The sequence below is a fragment of the Mesorhizobium sp. NPDC059054 genome (assembly GCF_042739215.1).
Lineage (GTDB): Bacteria > Pseudomonadota > Alphaproteobacteria > Rhizobiales > Rhizobiaceae > Mesorhizobium.
In genome coordinates, this window is sequence record NZ_JBHYHV010000004.1 from 17,726 (window position 1) to 43,645 (window position 25,920).

The 25,920-nt window shown below is 62.0% G+C and carries 31 protein-coding genes; 9 read left to right on the plus strand and 22 right to left on the minus strand.

The features are described 5' to 3' along the window. Positions 1 to 7: 7 nt before the first annotated feature. The 3 genes from ptsP to ACFWXH_RS17250 form a co-directional block, all read right to left on the minus strand. Positions 8 to 2,278 (minus strand): phosphoenolpyruvate--protein phosphotransferase, encoded by a 2,271-nt coding sequence (gene ptsP, locus ACFWXH_RS17240; RefSeq protein ID WP_054313609.1) that lies wholly within the window; start codon positions 2,276 to 2,278, stop codon positions 8 to 10. A 77-nt stretch (positions 2,279 to 2,355) separates the two neighbouring features. Further along, complete coding sequence (locus ACFWXH_RS17245) at positions 2,356 to 3,630, minus strand: aspartate kinase (RefSeq protein WP_054313610.1); 1,275 nt, start codon at positions 3,628 to 3,630, stop codon at positions 2,356 to 2,358. A 192-nt stretch (positions 3,631 to 3,822) separates the two neighbouring features. Further along, a complete protein-coding gene (locus ACFWXH_RS17250) occupies positions 3,823 to 4,212 on the minus strand; it encodes a VOC family protein (protein ID WP_379122285.1) in 390 nt (129 codons plus the stop codon). Positions 4,213 to 4,324: 112 nt separating this feature from the next. On the opposite strand from ACFWXH_RS17250, the gene ACFWXH_RS17255 reads away from it, so the two are divergent. The 3 genes from ACFWXH_RS17255 to ubiG all read left to right on the plus strand — a co-directional run bounded on the left by ACFWXH_RS17255 (position 4,325) and on the right by ubiG (position 5,932). Next, complete coding sequence (locus ACFWXH_RS17255) at positions 4,325 to 4,672, plus strand: ArsR/SmtB family transcription factor (RefSeq protein ID WP_379122287.1); 348 nt, start codon at positions 4,325 to 4,327, stop codon at positions 4,670 to 4,672. Next, a complete protein-coding gene (locus ACFWXH_RS17260) occupies positions 4,644 to 5,054 on the plus strand; it encodes an SRPBCC domain-containing protein (RefSeq protein ID WP_379122289.1) in 411 nt (136 codons plus the stop codon). Before ACFWXH_RS17255 ends, ACFWXH_RS17260 begins: the two co-directional genes overlap by 29 nt. Positions 5,055 to 5,185: 131 nt before the next feature. Beyond that, positions 5,186 to 5,932, plus strand: a complete 747-nt coding sequence (gene ubiG, locus ACFWXH_RS17265; protein WP_054313613.1) for a bifunctional 2-polyprenyl-6-hydroxyphenol methylase/3-demethylubiquinol 3-O-methyltransferase UbiG — start codon at positions 5,186 to 5,188, stop codon at positions 5,930 to 5,932. Between the two features lie 39 nt (positions 5,933 to 5,971). Here ubiG and ACFWXH_RS17270 read toward each other — a convergent pair whose 3' ends face one another. Next, on the minus strand, positions 5,972 to 6,487 hold the full coding sequence (locus ACFWXH_RS17270) for a flavin reductase family protein (RefSeq protein ID WP_379122291.1): 516 nt from the start codon (positions 6,485 to 6,487) through the stop codon (positions 5,972 to 5,974). 9 nt (positions 6,488 to 6,496) lie between these two features. Beyond that, positions 6,497 to 7,618, minus strand: coding sequence for an LLM class flavin-dependent oxidoreductase (locus tag ACFWXH_RS17275; protein ID WP_379122293.1), 1,122 nt, complete (start codon positions 7,616 to 7,618; stop codon positions 6,497 to 6,499). A 107-nt stretch (positions 7,619 to 7,725) separates the two neighbouring features. Between ACFWXH_RS17275 and ACFWXH_RS17280 the strand changes: the two genes are divergently transcribed. Next, a complete protein-coding gene (locus ACFWXH_RS17280) occupies positions 7,726 to 8,316 on the plus strand; it encodes a winged helix DNA-binding protein (RefSeq protein WP_054313616.1) in 591 nt (196 codons plus the stop codon). A 101-nt stretch (positions 8,317 to 8,417) separates the two neighbouring features. On the opposite strand, the gene ACFWXH_RS17285 is transcribed toward ACFWXH_RS17280, so the two are convergent. Then, positions 8,418 to 9,308 carry a DMT family transporter gene (locus tag ACFWXH_RS17285; RefSeq protein WP_379123279.1) on the minus strand — a complete coding sequence of 297 codons (891 nt, stop codon included), beginning with the start codon at positions 9,306 to 9,308 and terminating at the stop codon, positions 8,418 to 8,420. 227 nt (positions 9,309 to 9,535) lie between these two features. Here ACFWXH_RS17285 and ACFWXH_RS17290 point away from each other — a divergent pair, with 227 nt between their 5' ends. Next, the gene (locus ACFWXH_RS17290) at positions 9,536 to 10,030 is read left to right on the plus strand and encodes a MarR family winged helix-turn-helix transcriptional regulator (RefSeq protein ID WP_054313618.1); all 495 of its coding nucleotides are present in this window, start codon (positions 9,536 to 9,538) and stop codon (positions 10,028 to 10,030) included. Between the two features lie 55 nt (positions 10,031 to 10,085). Here ACFWXH_RS17290 and ACFWXH_RS17295 read toward each other — a convergent pair whose 3' ends face one another. From ACFWXH_RS17295 to ACFWXH_RS17310, 4 genes are read right to left on the minus strand one after another with little or no spacing between them, the layout of a single operon-like run. After that, complete coding sequence (locus tag ACFWXH_RS17295; RefSeq protein ID WP_379122296.1) at positions 10,086 to 10,511, minus strand: DUF1178 family protein; 426 nt, start codon at positions 10,509 to 10,511, stop codon at positions 10,086 to 10,088. Continuing rightward, on the minus strand, positions 10,508 to 11,374 hold the full coding sequence (locus ACFWXH_RS17300) for a carbon-nitrogen hydrolase family protein (protein WP_379122298.1): 867 nt from the start codon (positions 11,372 to 11,374) through the stop codon (positions 10,508 to 10,510). The genes ACFWXH_RS17295 and ACFWXH_RS17300 overlap by 4 nt, the downstream gene beginning before the upstream one ends. A gap of 33 nt (positions 11,375 to 11,407) precedes the next feature. Beyond that, a complete protein-coding gene (gene grxC, locus ACFWXH_RS17305; protein WP_379122300.1) occupies positions 11,408 to 11,677 on the minus strand; it encodes a glutaredoxin 3 in 270 nt (89 codons plus the stop codon). Between the two features lie 41 nt (positions 11,678 to 11,718). Then, positions 11,719 to 12,504: a ComF family protein gene (locus tag ACFWXH_RS17310; protein ID WP_379122302.1), complete on the minus strand. Its 786-nt coding sequence runs from the start codon at positions 12,502 to 12,504 to the stop codon at positions 11,719 to 11,721. A 109-nt stretch (positions 12,505 to 12,613) separates the two neighbouring features. Between ACFWXH_RS17310 and ACFWXH_RS17315 the strand changes: the two genes are divergently transcribed. Further along, positions 12,614 to 13,486 (plus strand): methyltransferase domain-containing protein, encoded by an 873-nt coding sequence (locus ACFWXH_RS17315; RefSeq protein WP_379122304.1) that lies wholly within the window; start codon positions 12,614 to 12,616, stop codon positions 13,484 to 13,486. Positions 13,487 to 13,502: 16 nt separating this feature from the next. Here ACFWXH_RS17315 and ACFWXH_RS17320 read toward each other — a convergent pair whose 3' ends face one another. The 6 genes from ACFWXH_RS17320 to ACFWXH_RS17345 form a co-directional block, all read right to left on the minus strand. Further along, entirely contained in the window at positions 13,503 to 13,682 is a 180-nt protein-coding gene (locus tag ACFWXH_RS17320) for a Flp family type IVb pilin (protein ID WP_054313623.1), read from the minus strand. Between the two features lie 94 nt (positions 13,683 to 13,776). Next, positions 13,777 to 14,088: a hypothetical protein gene (locus ACFWXH_RS17325; protein WP_054313935.1), complete on the minus strand. Its 312-nt coding sequence runs from the start codon at positions 14,086 to 14,088 to the stop codon at positions 13,777 to 13,779. A gap of 87 nt (positions 14,089 to 14,175) precedes the next feature. Continuing rightward, positions 14,176 to 14,598: a (deoxy)nucleoside triphosphate pyrophosphohydrolase gene (locus tag ACFWXH_RS17330; RefSeq protein WP_054313624.1), complete on the minus strand. Its 423-nt coding sequence runs from the start codon at positions 14,596 to 14,598 to the stop codon at positions 14,176 to 14,178. Further along, positions 14,595 to 15,404: a GNAT family N-acetyltransferase gene (locus ACFWXH_RS17335; protein ID WP_200911808.1), complete on the minus strand. Its 810-nt coding sequence runs from the start codon at positions 15,402 to 15,404 to the stop codon at positions 14,595 to 14,597. The genes ACFWXH_RS17330 and ACFWXH_RS17335 overlap by 4 nt, the downstream gene beginning before the upstream one ends. Continuing rightward, positions 15,373 to 16,614: a bifunctional glutamate N-acetyltransferase/amino-acid acetyltransferase ArgJ gene (argJ, locus tag ACFWXH_RS17340; RefSeq protein WP_379122307.1), complete on the minus strand. Its 1,242-nt coding sequence runs from the start codon at positions 16,612 to 16,614 to the stop codon at positions 15,373 to 15,375. The genes ACFWXH_RS17335 and argJ overlap by 32 nt, the downstream gene beginning before the upstream one ends. 204 nt (positions 16,615 to 16,818) lie before the next feature. Next, positions 16,819 to 17,067: a hypothetical protein gene (locus ACFWXH_RS17345; protein ID WP_379122309.1), complete on the minus strand. Its 249-nt coding sequence runs from the start codon at positions 17,065 to 17,067 to the stop codon at positions 16,819 to 16,821. Positions 17,068 to 17,175: 108 nt separating this feature from the next. On the opposite strand from ACFWXH_RS17345, the gene ACFWXH_RS17350 reads away from it, so the two are divergent. Continuing rightward, complete coding sequence (locus tag ACFWXH_RS17350) at positions 17,176 to 17,766, plus strand: TetR/AcrR family transcriptional regulator (RefSeq protein ID WP_379122311.1); 591 nt, start codon at positions 17,176 to 17,178, stop codon at positions 17,764 to 17,766. 108 nt (positions 17,767 to 17,874) lie between these two features. On the opposite strand, the gene ACFWXH_RS17355 is transcribed toward ACFWXH_RS17350, so the two are convergent. Further along, on the minus strand, positions 17,875 to 18,795 hold the full coding sequence (locus ACFWXH_RS17355; protein ID WP_054313627.1) for a peptidylprolyl isomerase: 921 nt from the start codon (positions 18,793 to 18,795) through the stop codon (positions 17,875 to 17,877). Positions 18,796 to 19,035: 240 nt separating this feature from the next. Between ACFWXH_RS17355 and secA the strand changes: the two genes are divergently transcribed. Beyond that, positions 19,036 to 21,762, plus strand: a complete 2,727-nt coding sequence (gene secA / locus ACFWXH_RS17360; RefSeq protein ID WP_054313628.1) for a preprotein translocase subunit SecA — start codon at positions 19,036 to 19,038, stop codon at positions 21,760 to 21,762. Between the two features lie 20 nt (positions 21,763 to 21,782). Here the strand turns inward: secA and ACFWXH_RS17365 are convergent, their stop codons facing one another. Continuing rightward, positions 21,783 to 22,154: a hypothetical protein gene (locus ACFWXH_RS17365; RefSeq protein WP_379122314.1), complete on the minus strand. Its 372-nt coding sequence runs from the start codon at positions 22,152 to 22,154 to the stop codon at positions 21,783 to 21,785. A 229-nt stretch (positions 22,155 to 22,383) separates the two neighbouring features. On the opposite strand from ACFWXH_RS17365, the gene ACFWXH_RS17370 reads away from it, so the two are divergent. Further along, complete coding sequence (locus ACFWXH_RS17370; protein ID WP_379122316.1) at positions 22,384 to 23,673, plus strand: hypothetical protein; 1,290 nt, start codon at positions 22,384 to 22,386, stop codon at positions 23,671 to 23,673. Positions 23,674 to 23,686: 13 nt separating this feature from the next. Here the strand turns inward: ACFWXH_RS17370 and ACFWXH_RS17375 are convergent, their stop codons facing one another. The 4 genes from ACFWXH_RS17375 to ACFWXH_RS17390 form a co-directional block, all read right to left on the minus strand. Continuing rightward, positions 23,687 to 24,271 (minus strand): hypothetical protein, encoded by a 585-nt coding sequence (locus ACFWXH_RS17375; RefSeq protein WP_379122318.1) that lies wholly within the window; start codon positions 24,269 to 24,271, stop codon positions 23,687 to 23,689. 8 nt (positions 24,272 to 24,279) lie between these two features. Continuing rightward, on the minus strand, positions 24,280 to 24,858 hold the full coding sequence (locus ACFWXH_RS17380) for a hypothetical protein (protein WP_379122320.1): 579 nt from the start codon (positions 24,856 to 24,858) through the stop codon (positions 24,280 to 24,282). Next, complete coding sequence (locus ACFWXH_RS17385; protein ID WP_379122322.1) at positions 24,855 to 25,436, minus strand: hypothetical protein; 582 nt, start codon at positions 25,434 to 25,436, stop codon at positions 24,855 to 24,857. Before ACFWXH_RS17385 ends, ACFWXH_RS17380 begins: the two co-directional genes overlap by 4 nt. 161 nt (positions 25,437 to 25,597) lie before the next feature. Further along, complete coding sequence (locus ACFWXH_RS17390; protein ID WP_379122324.1) at positions 25,598 to 25,828, minus strand: hypothetical protein; 231 nt, start codon at positions 25,826 to 25,828, stop codon at positions 25,598 to 25,600. Between the last annotated feature and the right edge of the window lie 92 nt (positions 25,829 to 25,920).

Below are 25,920 nucleotides of genomic sequence, written 5' to 3' on the forward strand. Positions count from 1 at the left end.
AGGCTTCTTACAAGGGAATGCCGCGGTCGTCCGCGAAGGCCTGCAGCAGCGCGCGGATCGGCATGCCTGTGGCAGGCTGGTTGAGGTTGTCGGCGAAGAAAGCTTCCAGCTCTTCCAATGGCAGGTCGGTCAACATCGCCTTGACCGGGCCGATCGATGCCGGTGACATGGAGATGGAGCGGAAGCCGAGGCCGATCAAGGCCATGGCCGAAATCGGCTTGCCGGCGAGCTCGCCGCAGAGCGTCACCGGCGTGTCGTTGCGGTGGCCGGCATCGGCGATCTGCTTCAGCACGCGCAGGAACGGTATCGAGACCGGGTCGAAACGATCGGCCAATTGTGTGTTGCCGCGATCCACCGCCATCACGAACTGGAACAGGTCGTTGGAGCCGACCGAGACGAAATCGACCGCCTTCATCAACTCGTCGAGCTGGAACAGCAGCGACGGCACTTCCAGCATCGCACCCAGCTTCAGGCTGGTCGGCAGATGGTGGGCGAAGCGCGACAGGTGCCTCACCTCGCGTTCGATGATCTCGCGTGCCTGCGCGATTTCGCCGAGCTCCGTCACCATCGGCAACATCAGCTTCAACTCACGCCCGCCGGCGGCCTTGAGCAACGCGCGGATCTGTGTCCGCAGCAGGCCGGGGCGGTCCAGGGTCAGGCGGATCGCCCGCCAGCCGAGTGCCGGGTTCTCTTCCTGCGTGGCATTCTTGAAATAGGGCAGCACCTTGTCGCCGCCGATGTCGATGGTGCGGAAGGTGACAGGCTTGCCACGCGCTGCTTCCAACACATCGCGGTAGAGTTTTTCCTGCGCCTCGGCACGCGGGAAGGTCGCCGCCACCATGAATTGCAGCTCGGTGCGGAACAAGCCGATGCCGGCGGCACCCGATTCGGTCAACTGCGGCAGGTCTACGGCCAGGCCGGCATTCATCAAGAGATCGACCTGCACGCCGTCCCGGGTGACCGACGGCTGTTTGCGCAGCTCCCGGTAGAGTTCCTGCCGGCGGGCCCGAAAGCGCACCTTCTCGGCGTAGGCCGCCTCGAGGTCTTGTTGTGGCCTCAGATGAATGGCGCCCTCGTCGCCATCGACGATGATGGCATCGCCGTTCTCCGACATCGACACCGCGCCTTTGACCTGGCCGGCAACCGGAATGCCCATGGCGCGCGCGACGATGACGACATGGCTGGTTGCCGCGCCCTCTTCGAGCACCAGCCCGCGCATCTTGTCGCGCGGATAGTCGAGCAGTTCCGCAGCCCCCATGGAGCGGGCGACTATGATGGCATCTTTCGGCAGCGAAGCGGCGACGTCTTCCGGCCCGCGCCCCATCAGCTGACGCAGCAATCGGTTGGCGAGGTCGTCAAAATCGCTCATCCGCTCGCGCAGATAGGGATCTGTCATGTGGATCATGCGGGCGCGCATGTCCGACTGCACCTTTTCCACCGCTGCTTCCGCCGTCAGGCCGTTGCGGATCGCCTCTTCCAGGCGGCGCACCCAGCCACGGTCATTGGCGAACATACGGTAGGCTTCCAGCACCTCGCGGTGTTCGCCTTCGAAGGCGACATCGCGCCGCTCCAGCATGTCGTCGATGGAAAGCCTGAGCGAGCCAAGCGACTCTTCGAGCCGGCGGACTTCTTCCTCGCTGTCTTCGTTGAACAGGTTGGTGACGACAATGCGCGGCTCGTGCAGCACCACATGACCGAGCCCGACGCCTTCGTTGAAGGACACGCCCGTGAAGGAGACCGGCCGGCTGAGGTCGAGTTCCATGCCGGGCCGCGACAGCCGGGCAAGATCGCCGGTGGCGACCATCTCGGCGATCACCATCGCGGTGGTTTCCAGCGCCTCGACCTCGTCCTCGCGGTAGACGCGCTTGGTGCGGTTCTGCACGACAAGCACGCCGAGGGTGCGGCCTGCCCTCAGCACCGGCACGCCGAGGAAGGCGTGATAGATTTCTTCGCCTGTCTCCGGCAGATAGGCGAAGGCGGGATGTTCCTGCGCGTTGGAAAGGTTGAGTGGGCGAGCGCTGGCAGCAATCGTACCGACGAGGCCCTGGCCGAGGCGCAGTTGCGCCAGGTGCACGGCGTTCTTGTTGAGACCTTCCGTGGCGTAGAGCTCGAGCACGGAATCCGCGCGCAACACGTAGAGCGAGCAGACTTCCGCCACCATGTTGGAGGCGATATCGCGCACGATCCGGTCAAGCCGATCCTGCGGCTCCAGCGGCTCCTGCATGAGCTCGCGGAGCCGTTTCAACAAAACGCGCGGGCCGATGGCCGTCTCACGCATCGCGGCTTCTCCAAAGGCGATTGGGCCGGTGCGGTTCCCAGCGCACCGGCCCGACGCAAAAAACCGACTCGGGTCTCTTATTGCTTATCGAGACCGTAGACGGAATGCAAAGTGCGAACAGCCAGTTCCGTGTAAGGACCGTCGATCAGGATCGAAATCTTGATCTCGGACGTGGTGATCGCGCGAATATTGATGCTTTTTTCGGCAAGTGCCCGGAAAGCGGTCGCCGCGACGCCGGCGTGGCTGCGCATGCCGATGCCGATGACGGAAACCTTCGACATGCCTTCGTCGTGCTGGAGGGCGTCGAACCCGACGGTCTGCTTGACCTTGTCCAGGACCGCCAAGGCCTTGGCGACATCGCCGGACGGCACGGTGAAGGTCATGTCGGTTGACTTGCCGTCTTCCGAAATGTTCTGGACGATCATGTCGACATTGATGTTGGCTTCAGCGAGGGGGCCGAAGATGCCACCGGCCACACCTGGCCGGTCGGCGACACGGCGCAACGAAATCTGCGCTTCGTCCTTGGCGTAGGCAATTCCGGTGACGACCTGCTGTTCCACGATTTCATCCTCGTCGCAAATGAGCGTTCCGGGCGGATTGAGCAAATCCCCCATGCCGGGCGCATCGGGATCGTCGAAGGACGATCGCACGAAAGTGCGCACCTTGTGTACCATGGCAAGCTCCACCGAGCGCACCTGAAGAACTTTGGAGCCGAGTGAGGCCATTTCCAGCATTTCCTCGAAGGAGATGCGGTCCAGCCGCTTGGCCTTGGGCTCGATGCGTGGGTCGGTGGTGTAGACGCCGTCGACATCGGTATAGATGTCGCAGCGGTCGGCCTTCACGGCTGCCGCGATCGCCACCGCACTGGTGTCGGAGCCGCCGCGGCCGAGCGTCGAAATGCGGTTGTCCGGTGCGATGCCCTGGAAACCGGAAATCACCGCCACCTGGCCTTCCTTGAAACGCTGGATCAGGAACGAACCGTCGATGTCGGCAATGCGTGCCGCGCCGTGCGCGCCATCGGTCTTGATCGGGATTTGCCAACCTTGCCAGGAGCGCGCGTTGATGCCCATCGATTGCAGCGCAATCGCCAGCAGACCGGACGTGACCTGCTCGCCGGAAGCAACGATGGCATCATATTCGCGCGCGTCGAAGAACGGGCTGTTGGCGCCGGTTGCCTTCGGCATGCCCTGCACCCAGCCGACAAGCTCGTTGGTCTTGCCCGACATCGCCGAGACGACGACGGCCACCTCGTGCCCGGCTTCGACCTCGCGTTTGACGTGACGCGCCACATTGTGGATGCGGTCGAGGTCGGCGACGGAGGTTCCGCCGAACTTCATCACGATGCGCGCCATGGAAGCGGAAAGCCTTTGAATGCAGGCCTGGTGGCCAGGGATGGACAGAAAAGCCCCGGTTGGCCGGGACGCAAAAATGCGCGGCTTCCATAGCCAAAACACAAGGCCTTCGCAAGGCGCACGCCGCCGATGTGGCAGCGTGGCGCAAGTCTCTTGCGTTTTGACGCCTTCCCTTTGCCTCGAAAGGCCGGATTATTCCTTCAGCGGTCCGCCGATCGCCCAGCTATGCCCAAACGGATCGCGCAGTTGGCCGTAGCGACTACCCCAGAACACGTTGTCCAACGGCATTGTCGCGACAGCGCCTGCGCCGATCGCCCGCGACCACCAGCGATCCGCGTCATCGACCTCGAGATGCACCGTCACACCATGCGGCATGTCGGTCGACATGCCGAACTCCGGAAAAAGGTCCCACATCATCACATCCGATCCGTTGATGCGGATATGCGCGTGCATCAGCCGTTTGCCGTCTTCGGCATCCTGGCGGCTTACCTCTTCCGCGCCAAAGGCTGTTTTGTAGAACTCGATGGCTTTCTTGGCTCCATCGATGGTCAGACAGGGAATTACTCCGTTCAAGGCAGTCATTTCGGTCTCCTGTTTGATTTTCTTTCTCGCCCCAACAGCCAGCGACAGCTTGACGGGCACCGTATCGCCGATGCAGATTGAAATTCAAGTTTATACTTGAATGAGAGAATGGATGGCAAGAACCTCGACCGAAGGCGACGTCTTTGCAGCCATTGCCGATCCGACGCGCCGGCGCCTGCTGGAGCGCATCGGAAATCGCGAGCGTTCCGTTGCTGAGCTCACCGCCGAAGTCGGCGCAACGCTCGCAAATGTCTCGTTGCACCTGCAGGTGCTGACTCGTGCCGGTCTGGTGCGCCGGCGCGCCGCCGGGCGCCAGCGCCTCTACCGATTGAACCTTGCCCCGCTTGTGAAAGTTACCGACTGGGCTGCTCAGCTTTCAGCCTTCTGGAATGAAAAGCTCGATGGCCTCGGTGAGTTGGCGGAGAGGCTCGATGCTGAAGCCGATCAATCTGACATTTGAGCGCGATATCCGCGCCTCGCTTCCCACGGTTTGGGCTTGCCTCACGGATCCGAAGCTGATCTCGCAATGGTTCTTCGCCGTCGATTTCAAACCGGTTGCCGGCCATCGCTTCCACATCACGGGACAAGCGGTGGCCGGCTGGCGCGGCTGGACCGAAGTCGAAGTGCTTGAGATCACTCCTCCGCATTGCATGGTCTGGTCGTTCGATTGTGCCGAGCAAGCGCCTGCGGGGCGTGTCGTCTTCAGCTTGAATGAACACGCCGGCTTTGTCCGCCTTGTGCTGACGCATGACGGCCTCGTGCCAGAGCAGACATTGCGCCTGCTCGAAGCCGGCTGGAGAGAATACACGGGAAATTTGCTGACGCTTGCCGAAGCGCTTTGACCGGGTCATGGCTTTGGAAAACAAGGGCTTCGGTGCGCGGTCATGCTACGCTGCGGTGACGCGCGCGCAAAACGCGCCTTGACAATCCTCCCTCATCTGCTGACTTCCTTCTCCCCGAAGGAGACAAAGTCATGCCAGAGCCCCGACGATCGACGATCGACGCCGGAGAAGTCGAGCGCTTCTCAGCTCTTGCCGCCGAATGGTGGAACCCCAACGGGAAATTCCGCCCGCTGCACAAATTCAATCCCGTGCGGCTGGCCTATATCCGCGACCAGATCGCCACTCGTTTCGGCCGCGATGCGCGCGCAGCGAAACCCTTCGAGGGTCTGCGCATCCTCGATATCGGCTGCGGCGGCGGGCTGCTGTGCGAGCCGATGGCGCGCCTGGGTGCCGAAGTGGTCGGGGCGGACGCCTCGATGACCAACATTGAAGTGGCGAAACTGCACGCTACGGAAGCGGGCGTGGCCGTCGACTACCGTGCCACCACAGCGGAAGATCTGGCCGATTCCGGCGAGAGATTCGATGTCGTGCTCAACATGGAAGTGGTCGAGCATGTCGCCGACATCAACCTGTTCGTCGGCAAGTGCGGCGAGATGGTGAAGCCGGGCGGCATCATGTTCGTGGCGACCATAAACCGCACGCTGAAAGCGTTGGGGCTCGCCATCATCGGCGCCGAATACGTGCTGCGCTGGCTGCCCCGCGGCACGCACAAATTCGGCAAGCTGGTGCGGCCGGACGAGCTGGAGCGCGCATTGAGCGGCGCGGGCCTGGCGGTAACCGACCGCTCCGGCGTCATCTACAACCCGCTCGCCGACCGCTGGCAACGTTCCAAGGACATGGACGTCAACTACATGGTGCTTGCCGAAAAGGCAGCCTGACGAACAGGTGGCCGGCACCTGTTGGCGCCGGCCGTTCGTTCATACCTCTGCGCGAAGCGGCCGATAAGCGCCGTGCCAATAGATCAGCGCCTCTCCCGTATCCTGGGTGCGCACGGCTTCGACGGAGCCGATGACAATCGAATGCGTGCCGCGATCGATCATTTCATCGAGGCTGCAGTCGAACGCCGCCACGGCATCCACCAGAACCGACGCGCCGGTCTTCATCGTCGTCCATTCCGCGCCGGCATAACGATCATTGCCCTTTATGCCGCCGAAGCCGGAGAAGCGCTCGGCCACACCCTGACGCTGCGGCCCCAGCGAATTGACGGCAAAATGGCGATGGCGTTCGATGACGGGCCAGGTCGAGGACGAGCGGTTCACGCAGGCAATGACCTTGGGCGGCTCGGCCGATAGCGAAACCACCGAGATCACCACAAGGCCGGAGCGATCCTCGCCGATACCCGCGGTGATGACGCTGACATTGCCGACGATAAGCCGCATGGCCGAGCGGAAAGTGGCAGCGTCGACCGGTCCTGAAGGCATTGATGTCGTCATAGCCGCCTCTCACGCCGCAGAGCGTGTGGCGGCAGGCGCGATGCGTATCCCGCGCTGTTCGAGGATCGGAAGCACAGTGTCGCGGAAATAGGGGAACTCCTCCGCGTAATCGACAAAAGACAGTGTCGTGCCGCGGAAGCCGGCCTCGTATAGAGCCGTGATTCCGTCGGCGACCTGCTCCGGCGTGCCTATGAGAGGAAAACCGCCATGACCGGCGGCCATGCGGTCCCGGATGAGGGCGAGCAGATCATGCGGGAACGACTGCGCGTGCGCGAATTGCAAACGCACCAGATTGTCCACCGCTGCCCAGTCGGCATTGGTGCGGCCGAAATGCTCCAGATAATCCTTTGCTTCCTTCTCGGTCGGCCGGCACACGACATGCGAGAAGGTCAGCACATCGACCTTGCGGCCGGCTTCAAGCGCCTGGCCCTTGAGCGCCTGGATCTCGTCCTTCGAGCGCGCCAGATCGATCGCCGGCGTGAACAGGAAGTTGGCGTTGCGAACGGCAAAGCGCCGCCCCTCTTCCGAACCGGCGGCATTGAGGATCGGGAGTGGCGACGACGGACGAGGATCGCCGAGCACATTCTTCAGCTTGAAATAGGTGCCGTCCCAATCGAAGGCTTCGGTGCGGCTCCACAGTGCCTGGATGATATCGAACCATTCCTGTGCATAGCCGTAACGCGTGCTGTGGTCGTCGGGCAGCGTCAGCCCCAGCGCTTCGTATTCCGGCTTGTTCCAGCCGGCGACGATGTTGAGGCCGATGCGGCCGGCGCCGATCTGATCGATGGTTGCGAGCTGTTTGGCAACGACGACGGGGTGGTTCGCCGTCGTATGGGTCGTGGCAAAGACGGTGATGTTGTGCGTCAGCGCCAGCAGTCCCGTCGCCCAGGTGATCGTTTCCAGCACATTGCCGTGGAAATTGGTCTCGCCGCCATACCCGATCCAGCGCGCGATCGGCAGCATGAAATCGATGCCGGCGTCATCGAGAAGCCGCGCCAGCCGGAGATTGTTATCCCAGGAGTTGACCCACCGCTCCGGCACTTTGGTGACGGTCATGCCACCGGAGCAATTGGAAGCGAAAGTGCCGAGAAAGAAGGGTTGCGCGGCCACGCCGCCGTCGAGCATGCTCATGTCTACGTCCTCACCATTTGTTATATTTTATGATAGAAAGTCTATCATAAAACGACATGGACGCAACCCGGTCACCTGGTGCATGGTCGCTGCGCGAGGAGACATGGATGAGAGCCAAGAAGACATCGAACCAGCAGAGGGATCTTCTCGACCGCGGCTGGCACCTGGCGCGCACGCCACTCGAGATCGACGTCGCCGAAATCGAATACGCCTTGATGCGCTCCTACGAGGCTTTCGGTCGCTGGCAGGCCGAATGCCTGGCGACGGTGATCGAATTTTCGGCGAGCGGTCCTGAGAATGCGCTGCTGCATATCATCCGCATGAACGACCGGCCGAAAAGTATCCGTGACCTGGCGCAGATGACCAATCGCGACGACATCCCCAACATCCAGTATAGCCTGCGCAAGCTGGTGAAGGCCGATCTCGTCAAGCGGCAAGGTAGCGGCCGCGCCGGTGTGACCTATGAGGTCACACCCCTGGGGCACCGCGTGACGGAACGCTATGCCGATATCCGCTCAGCGCTTCTGATCGACGCAGTCACGCGCGTGCCCGACCTCGCAGACAGGCTGGAGGACGCGGCACGCACGCTGGAACTGATGACGGGCATCTATGAGCAGTCCGCCCGCGCCGCCGCCACGCATCGCCGGCGCCACCCGCAGCCCGAAGTGATCGGCGCCCGCGAGGACGATGAAGGCTAGAGCAATTCCAGCAAAAGCGCACAGCGGTTTTGCGTCCCGAATTGCGTAAAAACAAAGAGTTGGAATGCTTCCGCAAAAAGCGGAACCGTTTTAGAGGCGGATCAGGCCGCCTGCCGCTGCGCCTTGGTGGTGACGAACACGCCGGCCACGATGATGGCCGCACCTGCCCAGGTCAGCCACTGATAGTGCTCGCCGAGGAATAGCGTACCCGAGACCAGCGCGATGGCCGCGCCGACATAGCCGATCTGGCTGAGATAGACCGGACCGCCGACCGCCTGGAGGCGGAAGTAGAAGGCAAACATCGCTGCTCCCGTGACCACCTGGGCCAGCACCAGCCAGGGCACATTGACCAGCATACCGAACGAGCCTGCCTGACCAGAGAAGAGCAACCCGCCAAACAACATCGCCGCCGCTGCAAGGTGACTGCCAACAGCCAGTTCGATGGCATCGGTTCCCGTTGGCCAGTCGATCGTGCGATAGATGTTGCCAGCGGCGAGGAAGACCGGGATCAAGAGGCCGATCAGTACCCAGAACAGGTCTGCCGGCTGACCGGCTTCGCCTCGGGTCAACGCAACCATCAGCGCTCCCGCAAAGCCCACCACGATACCGATCACACCGAGCAGATTGGGACGACGCACGCCGAAGAGGATCGACAGGGTAAGCGTCACCACCGGCGAAAGTGTGAACATGATGCCGGTGTAACCGGCGCCGAGATGCGGGATGGCCGAGAAGATCAGGAAATTCGGGATTGCGAAGGAGATGGCTGCGGCGACGATGTAGTAGCGCAGTTTGTGCCCCGTCATCACCAGGCGGTGGCGCCGATAAAACAGGACCAGCAGAAGCGCGCCACCGATACCGAAAGAGGTCATGAACGCCCACAGCATCGGCGGCACGGCATTGGCCGTCGCCAGCTTGCCGAGGGGCAGCGTCAGACCGAGCAAGGTGCCGGTGATCAAAAGCAGGCCGAAGGCCGAATCCCAGACCGATTTCATCGAAGCGCCCGCGCGATTCTCTTCAGTTAGCGTTGTCATGACGACGATCCCCTACATGCTCAAGCAACCCGCCGCTCGTCGACCAAGGCGCCCCCATGGGCTTCCGGTTGGACGGCGACTTGGCCACTCTGATCTCCCGGCGGACAAGGCCACTTGGCGATTGTTGACCAATGGCATATCATTTAACAAAAAGAATCTTAATGTCAAGATACTTTATGGTGAGATAGATGGATCGTGCAGCGAACGCGGTGGCGCAATGGCGGAAGGAAAGGCCGGATCTCGACGTCCGCCCCATGGCGGTGTTCGGTCGCCTCAGCTACGCCGCCCTCGTGGTGGCGCGGGACAAGTTGAACCCTCTGTTCGCCCAATTCGGCCTGCAGAACGGCGAGTTCGACGTTCTGGCCACCTTGCGGCGCTCGGGCGCGCCTTTCGCGCTGACGCCGACGGCGCTCTATGAAGCCACGATGGTGACTTCGGGCGCCATGACCAACCGGCTCGACCGGTTGGAGAAGGCAGGATTGATCGCCCGTGCGCCACATCCGCAGGACCGCCGCGGCGTGATCGTACAATTGACGGAAAAAGGTCGTGCCCTCATCGACGAAGCCGTGACTGCCCATGTCGCCAATGAGCATCAGGTTCTTTCCGTACTGACGCGGGACGAGCAGGAGCAACTGGCGGCTTTGCTCGAAAAGCTGATCAAGGGGCTGAACGCAAACGATTGAGTGCCGGCGGCGAACGCCGCTGACACGCCTATGGCTCAGCGGAATGCGATCAAGATCAGTTGCGGTCGTCGGGGAAGGTCGGCATCGGCATGAATTCGACACCGTCTTCGGCCAGGCCTTGAGCTTCCTCAAGCGTGGCTTCGCCGTAGATCCCACGCGGGTCGGCCTCGCCGAAATGGATCTTGCGCGCTTCCTCGGCGAATTTGTCGCCGACATAGTCCGAGTTCTCACGCATCTTGTCGGCCAGCGCCTTCAGCTGCACCATGGCCTGACGCTGCTGCTCGCCCATGGCCAGCGCCATCTTTTCCTGCTTGCGGCTGGTCGAAACGGCAGGCGCCATCAGCGCCTTCTCGACCTTGTGCGAACCACAGGTCGGGCACTCGACGAAACCGCGCTTTTTCTGTTTGTCGAAATCCTCATTGGAGCGGAACCAGCCTTCGAAATCGTGTTCCTGCTCGCACACAAGTGAAAAGCGGATCAAGACGCGGCTCCTCTGAGCGACGCCGGCTCGGCTTCAAACCGGCGCAACGAAAAATCGCGCGCGTTCTTCAGATTGGGGATCTTCGCGCGTGCCGCAGCCGATTGTGCCGGGTCGATTTCCGCCACGATCACAGCGGGCTCATCGTGATCTGCCTCGGCAAGGATACGTCCCCACGGATCGACGATCAACGAATGGCCATAGGTTTCGCGGCCATCCTCATGAAGGCCGCCCTGCGCCGCGGCAATGACGAAGGCGCCGTTCTCGATGGCGCGCGCCCTCAGCAGCACATGCCAGTGCGCTTCACCGGTCTGCCGGGTAAAGGCAGCAGGAACCGACAATACTGCGGCACCGCCCAATGCCTCGGTGCGGAAGAGTTGCGGGAAGCGCAGATCATAACAGATGGCGAAGCCGAGCGTTGTACCGGCAAGATCGACGACACCTGCTTCGGTACCCGCCTCATAGGCCGAAGATTCCCGCCAGCTTTCGCCATTGTCGAGATCGACGTCGAACATATGGATCTTGTCGTAGGACGCGAGCGTCTTGCCATCCGGCGCGATCAGCAAAGCGCGATTCGCGAGCTTGCCGTCGGCTCGCAGGATGGCAGTCGAGCCGATGTGGAAATAAATGCCGAGTTCACGCGCCAACTGCCTGGCCCTGGCGACGACGACATCCTTGTCCTCGCTGGTGAATATGGCCTGCTTGGCATCCTTGTCGCGTACCAGGGCACCAGTCATCTCCGGCGTCTGCACATAGGTGGCGCCCTGTGCTGCCGCCTCGCGCGCAAGGCGCTCCATGTCAACGGCATTGCGCTCCGGGCTGGTGCCGGACCGCATCTGAATGGCGGCGGCCTTGAAAACACCCATCGTCTCGTCCTCGCTTTCGATAATCCTGTGCGTTCAGCGCGCCACCGCGCCGACAAGCAGCGCGTCGAGCCGGCCTGCGGCTTCCAGCGCATGCAGATCGTCACAGCCGCCGACATGCACGTCGCCGACGAAGATCTGCGGGAAAGTGGCACGGCCGTTGGCGCGCTGGATCATTTCCTGGCGCAGCTCCGGCGAAAAGGATGCGTCGTGCTCGGTATAGGCTACGCCCTTCCTGTCGAGAAGCCGCTTGGCGGCCGCACAATAGCCGCACATCATGCGTGTGTAGATCGTCACGTCGACCATGGGTCAACAATCCTGCCCAAAACCATAGCTTGTCATGAAACCTATATAGTCTCGGACTCGTCGGCCCGAAAGTCCCCCGGCAGGACCCTTGCGAAAGTGAGCACGTCGACCGCACTGGCCCCCTTTCTTTTCAACGTCTTGGCGACCGCCTTCACGGTGGCGCCGGTTGTGTAGACATCGTCCACCACCAGCACGCGCCTGCCGGCGATTTCGATCTCCGCCTCCGGCGGTACCTGGAAGGCCGTACGCACGTTCTCCTCGCGCTGGTGGCGTTCCAACCCGACCTGCTGACGGGTCATCTTCACGCGCCGAACGGCTTGCGGCAGGAAACGCAGCCCCGATTGGGCGGCAAGAGCTCGCCCAAGTTCGGCTGACTGATTGAACTTTCGACGAAAGAAACGCCTCCAGTGCAGCGGGACTGGCACGATGACATCCGCTTCGCCAAGCAGTTCCGCGCCGGCACGAGCCATCCAGAGCGCCATCCATGGCGCAAGGTCGGTGCGGTCGTTGTATTTCAGTGCCTGCACCATCTGCCTGGCCACACCCGAATAGACAGCCGCAGCCCGTGCCCGCTCAAAAGGCGGAGGATCTGCGATCGCCTCGGCAGACAGGAAATCTTCGCCCATATCGTGTGTGAAGGGCGTTCCCATGACCGGGCACCAGGGGCGCTCCAGAAGCCGGAGCTTTGGCCAGCAATCGCCACATAGGACACCAGGTCGGGAAACATGGCGGCGACAACCGGCACAGGCTGGCGGAAACAATATCCGCGCCGGCCATTGCAATACCGTCTGGGCTAGCCCCTTGATATCAGCCATCGGATCGGCCACGTGATTGCCCGCCTTGTGGAGCTTTGATTCCGATATTTGCCCGACGCATGTCCAGGCTGAACGCAAATATCGAAATCGGACCCCAGCATAGCAGAAGCAGGACCCGCCTTTGCAGCCCTTGTTCGACACCGCTCTTTGGTTGACCCGGAAACGCCGGGCACTTGCCAGGCACACCTCTGGCGCGGATTTCCTGATGCAGCGCGTTGCCGCCGACCTGGCCGACCGGCTGGCTACGGTCGAGCGCCGGTTCGACCATGCGGCGGCATTGTTCTGCCAGACTGCTCATGTCACTGATATTCTTGCCGCAAGCGGTAAGGTCGATAAGGTCACGCGGATCGAAGCCGATCCCGCCTTCCTCGCCGGCGGTCAAGGAATGGTCGCCGCTCCCGAGACAGTACCCTTTGAACCCGGCAGCCTCGACCTGATCGTGTCGCTCCTTGCCCTTCAGTCGATGAACGACATTCCGGGCATGCTGGCCCAGATCCGCCGCGCGCTGAAGCCTGACGGTCTCTTCCTCGGCGCGATGACCGGCTCCGGCACGCTGGCCGAGTTGCGCGAAAGCCTGCTTGTGGCGGAAACCGAACTCCATGGCGGCGCAAGTCCACGCGTCATCCCCTTTGCCGATGTGCGTGACGCCGGTGCACTGCTGCAGCGGGCTGGGCTCGCACTGCCCGTTGCCGATGTCGAGACGGTGACAGTTCGCTACGGCACCCCGTTCGGCCTCATGAACGATCTGAAGGCGATGGGTGAAACAAACGCCTTGATCGACCGCAGCCGGCGCCCGATGAGCCGCGCGCTGCTCGCCCGCGCCGCCGAGATCTATTCCGAACGATTTTCCGACGGCGATGGTCGCGTGAGGGCGAGCTTTTCGATCATCTGGTTGTCCGGCTGGGCACCGGACGCTTCGCAGCAGAAGCCGCTGAAACCCGGATCGGCAACTGTATCGCTGGAGAAATTCCTGAAGGAATCCGGACAGGAATAACAGGCAGATTTGCAGCCTATTTAACGCTCAAGGCCTGGACGAGCCTGCTCTCGTTGTCGCTCCAGAGCCACTGCAGCACGCTGGCAAGGTTACCGAAACCCAGAATGATGGCTGCGGCCATCAGGGAGCCGACCAGCGCGTATTCGATCGCCGTCGCGCCTGTCTCGTTTTTGAAAAATCGCCGCAGCAAGGACATGACCACCTTTCCTGTTCGGCCTACCTTAGCGTCGACTGATTTACAAAGGTTAACGGGGTAGGCTTAACGAGCGGTGAATCCGCCGGGCCAACGCTCAGCACGCGCCCGAGCGGGTACCGTTGTCGCGGATGACGCAGACGGCATCGGGGCTCGCCTGCAGCACGCTGCGCCGCACGGTATAGGTGCTCGTGCGGCCAATGGATCCGGTGCTCATCATGTCGAGCCCTGCCTGCGGATCGGCGCTGGCGAACCGCTGTCCCAGCCGGCTGTCGAGATAGGAAGCACCAAGGATTGAAAGTGCCACCGCCGCCGATCCAAACAGCAGGGTGACCCTCAACACGCCCATGCCGATCTTGCCCAGCGAACGCTGCGGACGGATATCCGCCCAATCCCGATCAATGCTCATGCGCCACCCCAAGACGGCATCTTTGCCGCAGCCCGGGATCACTCTTTCACGAGTGGATTAAACCTCTGTTAACGCTAATTGTGGCGATCAGAGCAGATCGATCAGGAAAGGGATAAGCGGCGCATCCGCCGGCGGCATCGGATAGTCGCGCATCTGTTTCGGCCGCACCCATTTCAACGCCTGTGCTTCCTTCGGCTCCGGAGTGCCCCAGAAGCGGCGGCAGACGTAGAGTGGCATCAGCAGGTGAAAATCGTCGTAGCTGTGGCTGGCGAAGGTCAGCGGCGCGAGGCAGGCCGTCTTGGTTTCGATGCCAAGTTCCTCGTGAAGTTCGCGCACCAGGCAGTCTTCCGGTGTTTCGCCCGGCTCAACCTTGCCGCCTGGAAATTCCCACATGCCGGCAAGCTGCTTGCCCTCCGGACGCTGCGCGATGAGCACCCGGCCGTCGGCATCGACCAGAGCGCAGGCGACGACCAGAAGCAGCCTCTTTGGCTTGGACAGTTCAGAGTTCATGCGGAGGCCGGCTGCCTGTAGTGGTAACGATAGACCTCCTCGAAGCCGAGCCCATGATAGAGGGCAAGCGCCGGCGCATTGTCGGCCTCGACCTGCAACCAGGCCTCGCGAGCACCACGCAGCCGCGCCCATTTCAGGGCTGACAGCACCAGTTGGCGGCCGTATCCCTTGCGACGCACTGTCTTGTCGGTGGCAATCTCGAACAGTCCGGCGAGATCGCCATCGTGCACGCAGATCAGCGTCGCCATTGCCTCATCACCGCGTTCCAGCGCGAACAGCCCAGCTTCCGGCTGGATGGCGCCGATGATTTCCGACAGGCCAGGCCGCAACGAAGCGTCGGCACCATGTACTTTCAGCGTGGCGGAAACGAAGCGGCTGATGTCCTTGAGCGGAATCTGGTCGAGGACGTCATCGACCGGCGCCTTTGCAAGCGACATGCGCATGACCAGCGAATCGCCGAAACGCGACCAGCCTTCGGCGTCGAGATGCCGCGAAAGGGCGGCCCCTGCCAATGGCGAAATGCGGAAGGTCAACGGCCGTCCGTAGGCCTCGAAGCGGCGGCCTGCGCGCGCGATGCGCTCGGGCAGCTGATGGACGTCGTTAGGGTCGAGCGGATTGATCGAATTCAGCCGCTTGGCCGGATGGCCGGCTGTCAGCCGCACCACCCATGTGCCGTCATAGTGCGCCGCCGCAGCGGGCCACGCACGAAAGCCCGCCGCTTCGTAGCGACGAACCTTGGCCAGCACGGTGGCAGGATGCTGCGGGTTCAACAAATCAACTCCGGTAGTCGCCGTTGATGGCGACATACTCCTTGGTGAGGTCACAGGTCCACACTGTCGCCTTGCCGCGGCCTATGCCGATGTCCGCGCGAATGACGATGCTGTCGCGCTTCATATAGGCCGAGGTCGCCGCTTCCGAATAGGCGGTGTCGCGCTCACCGTCGACAGCAAGCCTGTTGTCGCCGAACCAGATCGCCAGCCGATCGCGGTCGGCGGGCTCGCCGGCCTTGCCGACTGCCATGACGACCCGGCCCCAATTGGCGTCTTCTCCGGCAACGGCGGTCTTCACCAGCGGCGAATTGGCGATCGACAAGGCGATGCGCTTGGCCGAGCGCGCCGACTTCGCGCCCGTCACAGTGACTTCGATCTGTTTGCGGGCGCCCTCGCCGTCGCGCACCACCTGGATGGCAAGCGCCTTCAGCATCTTGTTCAGGGCGCGGCGGAAGGCGCCGAGACGCGCGTCCTTGGCATCGGTGATCTTGGCCGCGCCGCGCTTACCGGCGGCACCGGTCGCAAACAGAAGCAGCGTATCGCTGGTCGAGGTATCGCTATCCACCGTCACCGCATTGAAAGTCTTGGCCGTACCCTTGGAAAGCAGATCCTGCAGCACCGGCGCGGCGATCGGCGCATCCGTGGCAACGAAGGACAGCATCGTCGCCATATCCGGCGCAATCATGCCGGCGCCCTTGGCGATGCCGTTGAGGGTCACGTCGACATCTCCCAGCTTGACCGTGGCCGTGACCACCTTCGGATAGGTGTCGGTGGTCATGATCGCCTTGGCCGCCTCGATCCATTGATCGGGCCGCGCTTCCTTGACCATGCCTGCCAGGAGATGGCTGTATTTGTTGGAGTCGAGCGGCTCGCCGATCACGCCAGTCGAGGCGAGGAACACTTCTTCCGGCGCGCAGCCAGCGGCCTTGCCAGCAGCGGCTGCGGTCATGGAGGTGGTCTCACGGCCCTTCTTGCCGGTGAAGGCGTTGGCGTTGCCGGAATTGACCACAAGCACGCGTGCCTCGCCTTGACCGAGGTTCTGGCGGCACAGATCCACCGGCGCCGAGGGGCATTTCGAGCGTGTGAACACGCCTGCGACAGCAGTGCCAGGATCGAAGACCATCGCCAGAAGGTCAGTACGGTTCTTGTATTTGATGCCTGCTTCCGCCGTCGCGATGCGTACCCCCTCGATTGCCGGCATCTTGGGATATTTCTTCGGGGCGAGCGGGGAAATCGTAGCGGACATGAAGAACCTCGGCAGTCCGGGAGACGGTAAGGGGCACGCACCGTTTGCCCGATAGCGCGAGGCTTCGCAAGGCGTTTTCTAATGTCCAGCGTCGCGGCTGTCCTGGCACACCGGCCCGAAAATCGAATCGCTTTTCGGAAAGCACGATGCGCAGCTTTGAAATATCAGAGCATCCTTTTGCGCGTCGGATGGAAGCGCGGCGCTCTAACGCACAACCGGGTTGATGAATCCGCGAAACACGCGCTGAACGGTCGGTATCAGCCCCCAGATCATTGCCGTGACCATGGTTGGCGCGATGACCAGCGTGCGCTGCCAGATCTCCCACTCTTCCGTCAGCGGTGCCAGCACGTACAGGATCGTGGTGATGAGTGGATAGACACCCGCAAGCACGAGCAGAGCGAAGCGGGACCGGGAAAATCGGGACGGGGCGGTAACAGGCGAACCGGCGGACATGATGACCTCCATAAGAACGATACGTTTCGTTGCATATAGAACGGTCCGTTTCGTTTCGTCAAGAGTTGATGTATAGTGGTCGGCAAAGTTTCGAGGAGCGTGAGTGCGTTGACTGCGAGCGAAGGAAAGGCCCGCCGTTCGATCGGCGCACGGCGCAACCCCGCCAGCGCCGAGGCTATTCTCGAGGCGGCCGAGGCCGTGCTCCAGGAAGACGGCTATTCCGGTTTTTCCATCGAGGCCGTGGCACGCCGCGCCCGCGCCGGCAAACCCACCATCTATCGCTGGTGGCCAAGCAAGGCAGCGCTGCTGATCGACGTGTACCAGCGCCAGAAGCATATAGAATATCCGGACACGGGGGATCTGGAGAGGGATCTCGTGAGATTCCTGACAGGTTTGCTCGCGCATTGGCGCGACACGCCTTCAGGATCGATCTTCCGCTCCATTGTCGCCGAGGCACAGTCCGACGAAACCGCCGCGAATGCGCTTGCTGCCTATGCGGCCAGCCGTCGCGTCGAGCAAGGCAAGATAACCGAACGCGCCAAGGCACGCGGCGAGGTTGCCGACAACGTCGACCCGCTGCAGGTAGCCGATATGGTGTCGTCCTATGCGTGGGTCCGTCTTTTGACCGGCCGCCTGGATGAGGATGAGGGCAGGATTCGCGCCGCGGTCCGGATCATCGTCCACGGCATAAAGACCTAGAGCGTTTCCGTTTTTCACGGAAACGCGGAAACGCTCCAACAGGCAAACAAAAAAGAGCGGCGCCTTTGCAGGCACCGCTCTTTCAAACCTGTCCGGCGGGAATTGCAATTACTTGCCGGCGCTGCCCTCGGCCGCTTCGACGGCCTTGCGCAGATTCTCGTCAGGAATCTCGACCTTGGCGGCCTTGCGTGCTTCCTTGACGGCCTCGAAATACTTGTCGCGGATTATCGCCGACTTGGCCTGATCCTTGACCTGATCGAAGGCCGGCGGCTGTTGCTGGCGCTTGTCCTCAAGCTTGATGATGTGCCAGCCGAACTGCGTCTGTACCGGCTCCTTGGTGTATTTGCCGACTTCCAGCGCCATTGCCGCCTTTTCGAATTCCGGTACCATCTGGCCGGGACCGAAGAAACCGAGATCGCCGCCATTGGTCTTGCCGCTCGGATCACTGGTGTTCTCGTTAGCAAGCTTCTGAAAGTCTTCGCCGGCGTCAAGCTTCTTGACGATGGCGTCCGCTTCTTCCTTCGTCTTCACGAGAATGTGACGGGCATGCACTTCGTTCACCGGCGGCTGCGCAGCGATTTCCTTGTCGTAGCGAGCGCGGATTTCGGCATCGGTGATCTTGCCGACTACTTCTTTCTCGACCAGTTCACCATGCAAGGCGCGCTGCTGAAGGAAAGCGGCGCGACGCTGGAATTCGGGATCCTTGTCGAGCCCATCAGCAATGGCCTTGGCGGAGAGAACCTTGATCTCGATGGCAGCCGACAGTGCCGCGGCACGACGCTGCTCCGCGGGAAGCTGTGCGAACTGGCGCGACAGTTCTCCTTCGGCAAGCGTCAGATCCGCCTCGGTAATTGGCTTGCCATCCACAGTGGCGATGACCGCGTTGGGATCGACCGGCGCCGGCGCCGGAGCCGCGGCGGCGTCCGCCGGTTTGGTTTCCTGGGCAGCGAGCGGCGAAACGGACAAAGCCGACAAGCCGATGGCCAGACCGAGGCTGGCTAGCGACACGCGGCGAAACAACAAGGTCATGCGAAAGAGCTCCGATGAGAATGATTGGGTCTTTTGATCAGCCGGAATGTGGCAGAATTAGGCGTTCCGCGGCTCAGTAACGCAGCGTTGACATCGATTGTGCCCCCTCTTATCTGTCCAACCACTTGGCGTCCAGAACCGTTTTCCGGGCGCTTTTTGGTGTTTTTCCGTTCAAGCGGGTTTGCAGGATGCTGCCGCATCCGCTCCCACGCCCAGGATTGCAAGCGAAAGGACCATTGAATGGTCAGTCTCGGCGGCCTCGCCCGTAAGATTTTCGGCTCCTCCAACGACCGCCGTGTCAAGTCGACCCGGCCTCGGGTCGAAGCGATCAACGCCATGGAAAACGAGATGCGCGCGCTCTCCGACGCAGAGCTTACCGCTCGCACCGGAAAATTCCGCGAGGATATCGCCAATGGCGCTGAGCTGGACGATTTGCTGATCCCCGCCTTTGCCACCGCGCGCGAGGCGGCGCGAAGGGTGCTTGGCCTACGGCCGTTCGACGTGCAGCTGATCGGCGGCATGGTCCTGCACAATGGCGGCATTGCCGAAATGCGCACAGGCGAGGGCAAGACGCTGGTCGCCACCCTGCCCGTCTATCTCAATGCCCTTGCCGGCAAAGGCGTGCATGTCGTTACCGTCAACGACTATCTCGCCACGCGCGACGCTGAATGGATGGGTCGTGTCTATAAATTCCTCGGCCTCAGCGTCGGCATCATCGTACACGGCCTGTCCGACGAAGAGCGTCGCGATGCCTACGCCTGCGATGTCACCTACGCGACCAACAACGAACTCGGCTTCGACTATTTGCGCGATAACATGAAATATGAGCGCGCGCAGATGGTTCAGCGCGGCCACAATTACGCGATCGTCGACGAAGTGGATTCGATCCTCGTCGATGAGGCGCGCACCCCGCTCATCATCTCCGGTCCGCTCGAGGACCGCTCGGATATGTACAACACCGTCGATGCCTTCATCGTTAAGTTGCAGCCTGTCGATTACGAGGTCGACGAGAAGCAGAAGACGGCGATCTTCACCGAAGAAGGCACCGAGAAGGTGGAGAACATGCTGCGCGGCGCCGACCTGTTGAAGGGCGAGTCGCTTTACGACGTCGAAAACGTCGCCATGGTCCACCATGTCAACAACGCGCTGAAGGCTCACTGCCTCTTCCAGCGAGACAAGGACTACATCGTCCGCAACGGCGAGATCGTCATCATCGATGAATTCACCGGCCGCATGATGCCCGGCCGCCGCTATTCGGAAGGCCTGCACCAGGCGCTTGAAGCCAAGGAGCATGTGCAGATCCAGCCGGAAAACCAGACGCTGGCGTCCGTCACCTTCCAGAACTATTTCCGCATGTACAAGAAGCTGGCCGGCATGACCGGTACCGCACTGACCGAGGCGGAAGAGTTCGGCAACATCTACAATCTCGAAGTCACCGAGATCCCGACCAACCTGCCCGTCAGCCGCATCGATGAGGATGACGAGGTCTATCGGACGGTCGAGGAGAAATACAAGGCGATCGTCAGGGAGATCCGTGAGGCCAACGCCAAGGGACAGCCGACGCTGGTCGGCACGACGTCGATCGAAAAGTCCGAACAGCTGGCCGAACGCCTGCGCCAGGACGGCTTCGAGGATTTCGAAGTCCTCAACGCCCGCCATCACGAGCGCGAAGCGGCGATCGTCGCCCAGGCCGGCAAGCCCGGCGCCATCACCATTGCCACCAATATGGCCGGCCGCGGTACTGATATTCAGCTTGGCGGCAATGCCGACATGCGCATTGCCGAGGAATTGAATGACATGCCTGCGGGGCCTGAGCGCGAAGCGCGGGAAAACGCCATCCGCGAAGATGTGAAACAGCTCAAGGAAAAGGCACTCGCCGCCGGCGGCCTCTATGTGCTTGCCACCGAACGCCACGAGAGCCGGCGCATCGACAACCAGCTGCGCGGCCGCTCCGGCCGTCAGGGCGATCCCGGCCGCTCGAAGTTCTTCCTGTCGCTGCAGGATGACCTGATGCGCATCTTCGGTTCTGAGCGCATGGACGGCATGCTGCAGAAGCTCGGCCTCAAGGAAGACGAAGCGATCATCCACCCGTGGATCAACAAGGCTCTGGAGAAGGCCCAGAAGAAGGTCGAGGCACGCAACTTCGACATTCGCAAGAACCTTCTCAAATATGACGACGTCTCCAACGACCAGCGCAAAGTCGTGTTCGAGCAGCGCATCGCGCTGATGGACGGCGAAAGCCTTTCCGAGACGGTTGCCGAAATGCGCAACGACGTCATCGACGAGATCGTCGCCAAGGCCATTCCCGAAAATGCCTACGCCGAGCAATGGGATATTGCCGGCCTCAAGGCCGAGGCACAGCAGTACCTCAATCTCGATCTGCCGATCGAGGAATGGGCCAAGGAAGAAGGCATTGCCGAGGACGATATCCGCGAACGCATCGCCAAGGCGGCCGACGAAGCCGCCAACGAACGTGCGGGCCGCTTCGGCCCGGACGTGATGAACTACGTCGAGCGGTCCGTCGTCCTGCAGACGCTGGATCATTTGTGGCGCGAGCACATCGTCAATCTTGACCATCTGCGCTCGGTGGTCGGTTTCCGCGGCTACGCCCAGCGCGATCCGCTCAATGAATACAAGGGCGAGGCCTTCGAACTGTTCCAGGCCATGCTCGGCAACCTCCGCCAGGCCGTGACTGCGCAGTTGATGCGCGTGGAGCTGGTGCGCGAGGCGGCCGACGCACCATTACCCGAGGCCCCGGAGATGTTCGGCCAGCACATCGATGCCAGCACCGGCACGAACGATTTCGGTGAAGGCGCCGATGTCGCTGTTCTGGAGGATGCGCGCGTCGTTCCCGCCGAGCAACGCGACCCGCAAAACCCGGCAAGCTGGGGTAAGGTGGGCCGCAACGAACCCTGCCCGTGTGGTTCGGGCAAGAAGTTCAAGCACTGTCACGGCGCCTTCGGCTGACGGCAGGCGCTACGGCGCCGCTATTTCTGCTTTGGCGAAGCCAGTTGCAAGGTAAAAACCGTGCCCGCCATGCCGTCCGCCAGCTTCGGTGCCAGGGCGAGCGGCACGCATTTCTGAACGGCGTCGGTCGCCGCCTGCACGAATTGCTTGCGCTGATCGGCATTACCGTCCACGCGAATGCTGGTCGCCTTGGGTAGACCAATCAACGATCCGTCACGCTTGAAGCTGAATTGCAGCGTGACTGAACCTTTCGCCGTACCGGAGGGTGGATCCCAGCAATTCTGCAGCGCAGAGCCGACATCGTCCATCGTGTTCAAGGGTTCGGCCGCCAATTCTTCCGCCGACTGCCCGATGATCAGGGCCGCCAGCGCAATACCGCATGCGATCTTCATGGTGTATTCCTCCACGTCGGCTCCCTCCGCTTCCGACGATTTTCAAATGAAGATCCGCCGGCCTTTGTTCCCTTGGCCCAATCAGCTTTTCCGAGAGCAGGCGCGGGCTCCGTAAAGCGGAGATCGACCGCCTCGATAGGGCTGTCAGCAGGCGGTCGTTACGACAACATCGAGGGCAGACATTATCCGAAACTTTGCTAAAAAGCGGCGGGGGCGGTGCGAGGTGGATATGCTTGCTGGGATTGCAAGGCCGATCGGACTGACGCTGCGCCTGCTCTGGCGTTTCTGGCCACAACTCATTGCGTTGGTGCTGCTTGGACTGATCGCCAACGGCTTGTTCATGCGGCTCGCCACGCATGTGGCGATTGTGAATCATATGGCCGGCCTGGCCTTGCTGACGCTGGTGGCCCTCGCCCAACTCGTTGTCACAGTCGCCATGTTCCAGACATTGCGGCCCGCACTGCCAGCGGTGCGTGCCGCTCAGGCCGCCGCGAGAGGCGAAACAGGCGAAGAGTCCAGCGCTGGCAGCGCCCGCCTCGCCAATATGGTCACCGTCGCGCTGCTGCCATTCTTCGCCTACTACGCCGCCTGGGGTTTCCTCGGCGACACCGTGCGGCAGTATTCGCGCGCTGCGCTCGACCTGGCGCCATTCGGTGAATCCGGAAACGTGCTGGATGTGCTGGATTCGCGCTGGCTGCTGTTTTCGGTCGCCATCTCCTGGGTGATCCGGCGCGTTGCCAAGGAAATGCAAAAACGAGGTGGTGCATCCTCGGCCTGGCAGATCATCGTGGTCATCTGCGAGACCAACTGGATCTTCATCGGTCTCTACGTCATCAGCCGCTGGAAGGATGTCGCCCTCTCCTGGGTCATGAGCCGCAACATCGGTTCTTTCTTTCAGGCCACGGCAGAGAGCATCGCCACGCCCGTCGGCAACGCCATGGCGGCAGCGCCGATGGTGCCTGTCGAAATGATGCCAGCCAGTGCCTCGAGCACACTGATCAGCCTCTTCTTCTACATGCTCGTACCGGTGATCTGGCTGGTGATGGCAGCGCTGATCTACGGTTATGACGTGCGCGACGACAAGGAATTGATGCGCGTTCACCAGCGGGTCGGGCGCCTCGGTGAGCGCTACAAGGCGATCCCGAAATTCCTGCGCGACTTCGTCGAACATTTCATCAGCGGTTACCGCTCCCGCTACCTGCCGATCGCCAATGGCGTGCGCCTTACTTTAAGTTCCGGCGTGTTGCTGATCGTCGTTCTCATCGTCGGCTACCGCCTGATCGACTGGGCGGCTGCCTGGGCCTGGTTGGGCGCAACGCGGCTGATCGGCCCGCATGAGCTCGACAGCTGGCAGGTGCTCGCACATGGCGTGACTTTTCTGTTCGGCAGCCCGTTCCAGGACAGCTCCACTGGAATCCTGGTTGAACCACTGCGCATCTGTCTGCTCGCCGCCGTTCTGGAAAGCGCATTTGCACTGCCAAAGCGTGCCTCCACGGCGGCTGTCGACGCGGCCGCCTAGCAGACTGCCATTCTCAGTCCCGCGGCCGCTCGAACAACAGGAAGGTCGGGCGCTCACTGGCTACGCCAACGGCCGGCTGGATGGTCGCGGTGGCATCCTTGGGCACCAGGAAGGTTTCGCGTATCTTCAGCGTATCGCCGCTCCTCGCGCCGGAAAAGATCGCCGAAACGCAGGTCTTGGCATCGTCCGTCTGCCTGAACGACACCGCTGCCGTCGGTAACCAGCGACGACCAGCGGCGTCGACGAGCATGACCTTGCAACCCAACCACAAAGTCTGCAGGTCAGTCTCGCCGACGGTCACGGTCAGGTCGACCAGCACTGGAACCACCTCAGGCGGAATATCGGCGCGCCCGAGAGCCGCGCGCAGATCGGTCAATTGCCAGTCACTGCCACCGAAACGTGCTTTGCTGCCCCAGGCAACTTCCTTCGCGAAAAGATCCCGGTTGCCCAGAAGTTCCCTGACGCTGTCATACGACATCACCGCGAGCGTGGCAGGGATCAGCACGATCAGCGCCAGCAGGCTGCGCAGCCACCAGCGCCTTTCGGCCGGCGTACGCTGGCCTCCGGTCTCGTCAGTCCGCTGCGCCGCGATGCTCAAGGTCAGCCTCAGAAAGTGTCGCCGAGTTCATAGGTTTCGGTCACACCTTCCGGCAAACCGTTCGGTTGCGTCGCGACCGAACCGAGTGCGATACGCGCTTCCGAGTCGAGTGGCCCGGCCAATTTGCCGGATACGAGCAGCGTAGCCCCTGAGACCTGCGACGGCAGGACTTCGAACACCAGCCTCGTCCTGCCCGGCACACCGGGATCGAGAGCAATCGGCAAGGCGCCGGCAGCAGACGAGGCGCGTTCGCTCGTCCGATAGTTGAGACTATCCGGTCCCTGCCAGGTCGCGGCCGCTACCATGGCCGATCGGTCTGCTGCATCGAGCCTGGCCGTCACGATGGCCCAGACCCCGCCCGTGGTCAGCAGGTTCTGCTTGCCGAACTGGTCCAACTTCAGCGTACGGGCAAAGACGACCTTGTCGACTGCGATATCGAACGTGCGTGTGCGGATCGTATCCTGGATCTTGCCGTAGACTGGAATGGGGGCCGTCAAATTTGCATAATGCGGCGTGGTTGTTTGCATGCCGTAGCAAAGCAGTGCTGCGACCAGTAAAACAGCGATGTTGGCCACCCGGCGCATCATGGCTTGGCATCCGGTGTGTCAGGCCCGATGCCGACGGCCATGGCCACGGTGCCGATGACATGTTCATTGTACCAGCCGGGCGCGCCGTAGAGATTGTCGCGCTGCTTGTAGATTTCGCCATTCACCGCGAGCACGAAACGATCGGGCGGCGTCGCACCTGCCGGCAAACCCCAGACATAGGCCATGCGCTCCGACAATCCAGGCTGCAGTGCCGGCGACATCGTCGAGTCGCGAACCAGTACGACAAAGGGCTTCTCGTCCGTACCGCCCGTCGACCGGAAGGTCGTGAAATAGTCTTTGCTGGAGATTGCCGTGCGGTTCGTCATTTCAGCTTCGAAAACCAGGGCTTTCTCGCCGGCTTTCAGCGGCAAGCCATAGACACCCTTGTCGACTGTATAGGCACGCAATGGCCTGACCACCCAGGGACCCGTCTCCACCGGCTGGCCTGGCTCAAGCACGACGGCCGGCTTCTGGATGGCATCGAACGCACCAAGAGCGCCACCCACCGCGAGTGCCGCGATGGTGCCGATACCACCAACGATCCATGCTTTGAGCTTTGAACGGGCGCTGCCGAACATGAAGCTTTCCGATTCTTGCGCCCGCCACCCGGGCGGCAAACTAGTGTGGAAACGTTGTCATTGGAACCCCGGAGGCGGCTCGCCCGGATACAGGTGCCATTCTCCTGACTATGCCTGCCAACTCCGTGCCGGCCAGCACAACAGGCCCGCTAGTCCGCCCGCTAGTCCGATTGCGCGTCCGCCAATGCGATAAGGTTTTGCAATGCGGCGATCCCCAACCGGTTCAAATGCCTGCGGCCAAGCGCGATGTCGATGCGCATGGCGATCTCGTCGGCGTCCGCGCCTTTCAGATCCGCCAACCGCTCTATGCCGATCTCTTCCAGCCAGGCGATCATCTTGGCTCCGATCGAATGCGCCTTCAGCATCGCCTTGCGTTCGGTTTCGTCGATCATGCTGCCCCCGAACCGTTTTTTAAGCTGTCCCGCATAGATAGTTTGCCATGCCGGGGCCTGTTAAGGTCCAAGGTGAGGACTGGGAGTACCGC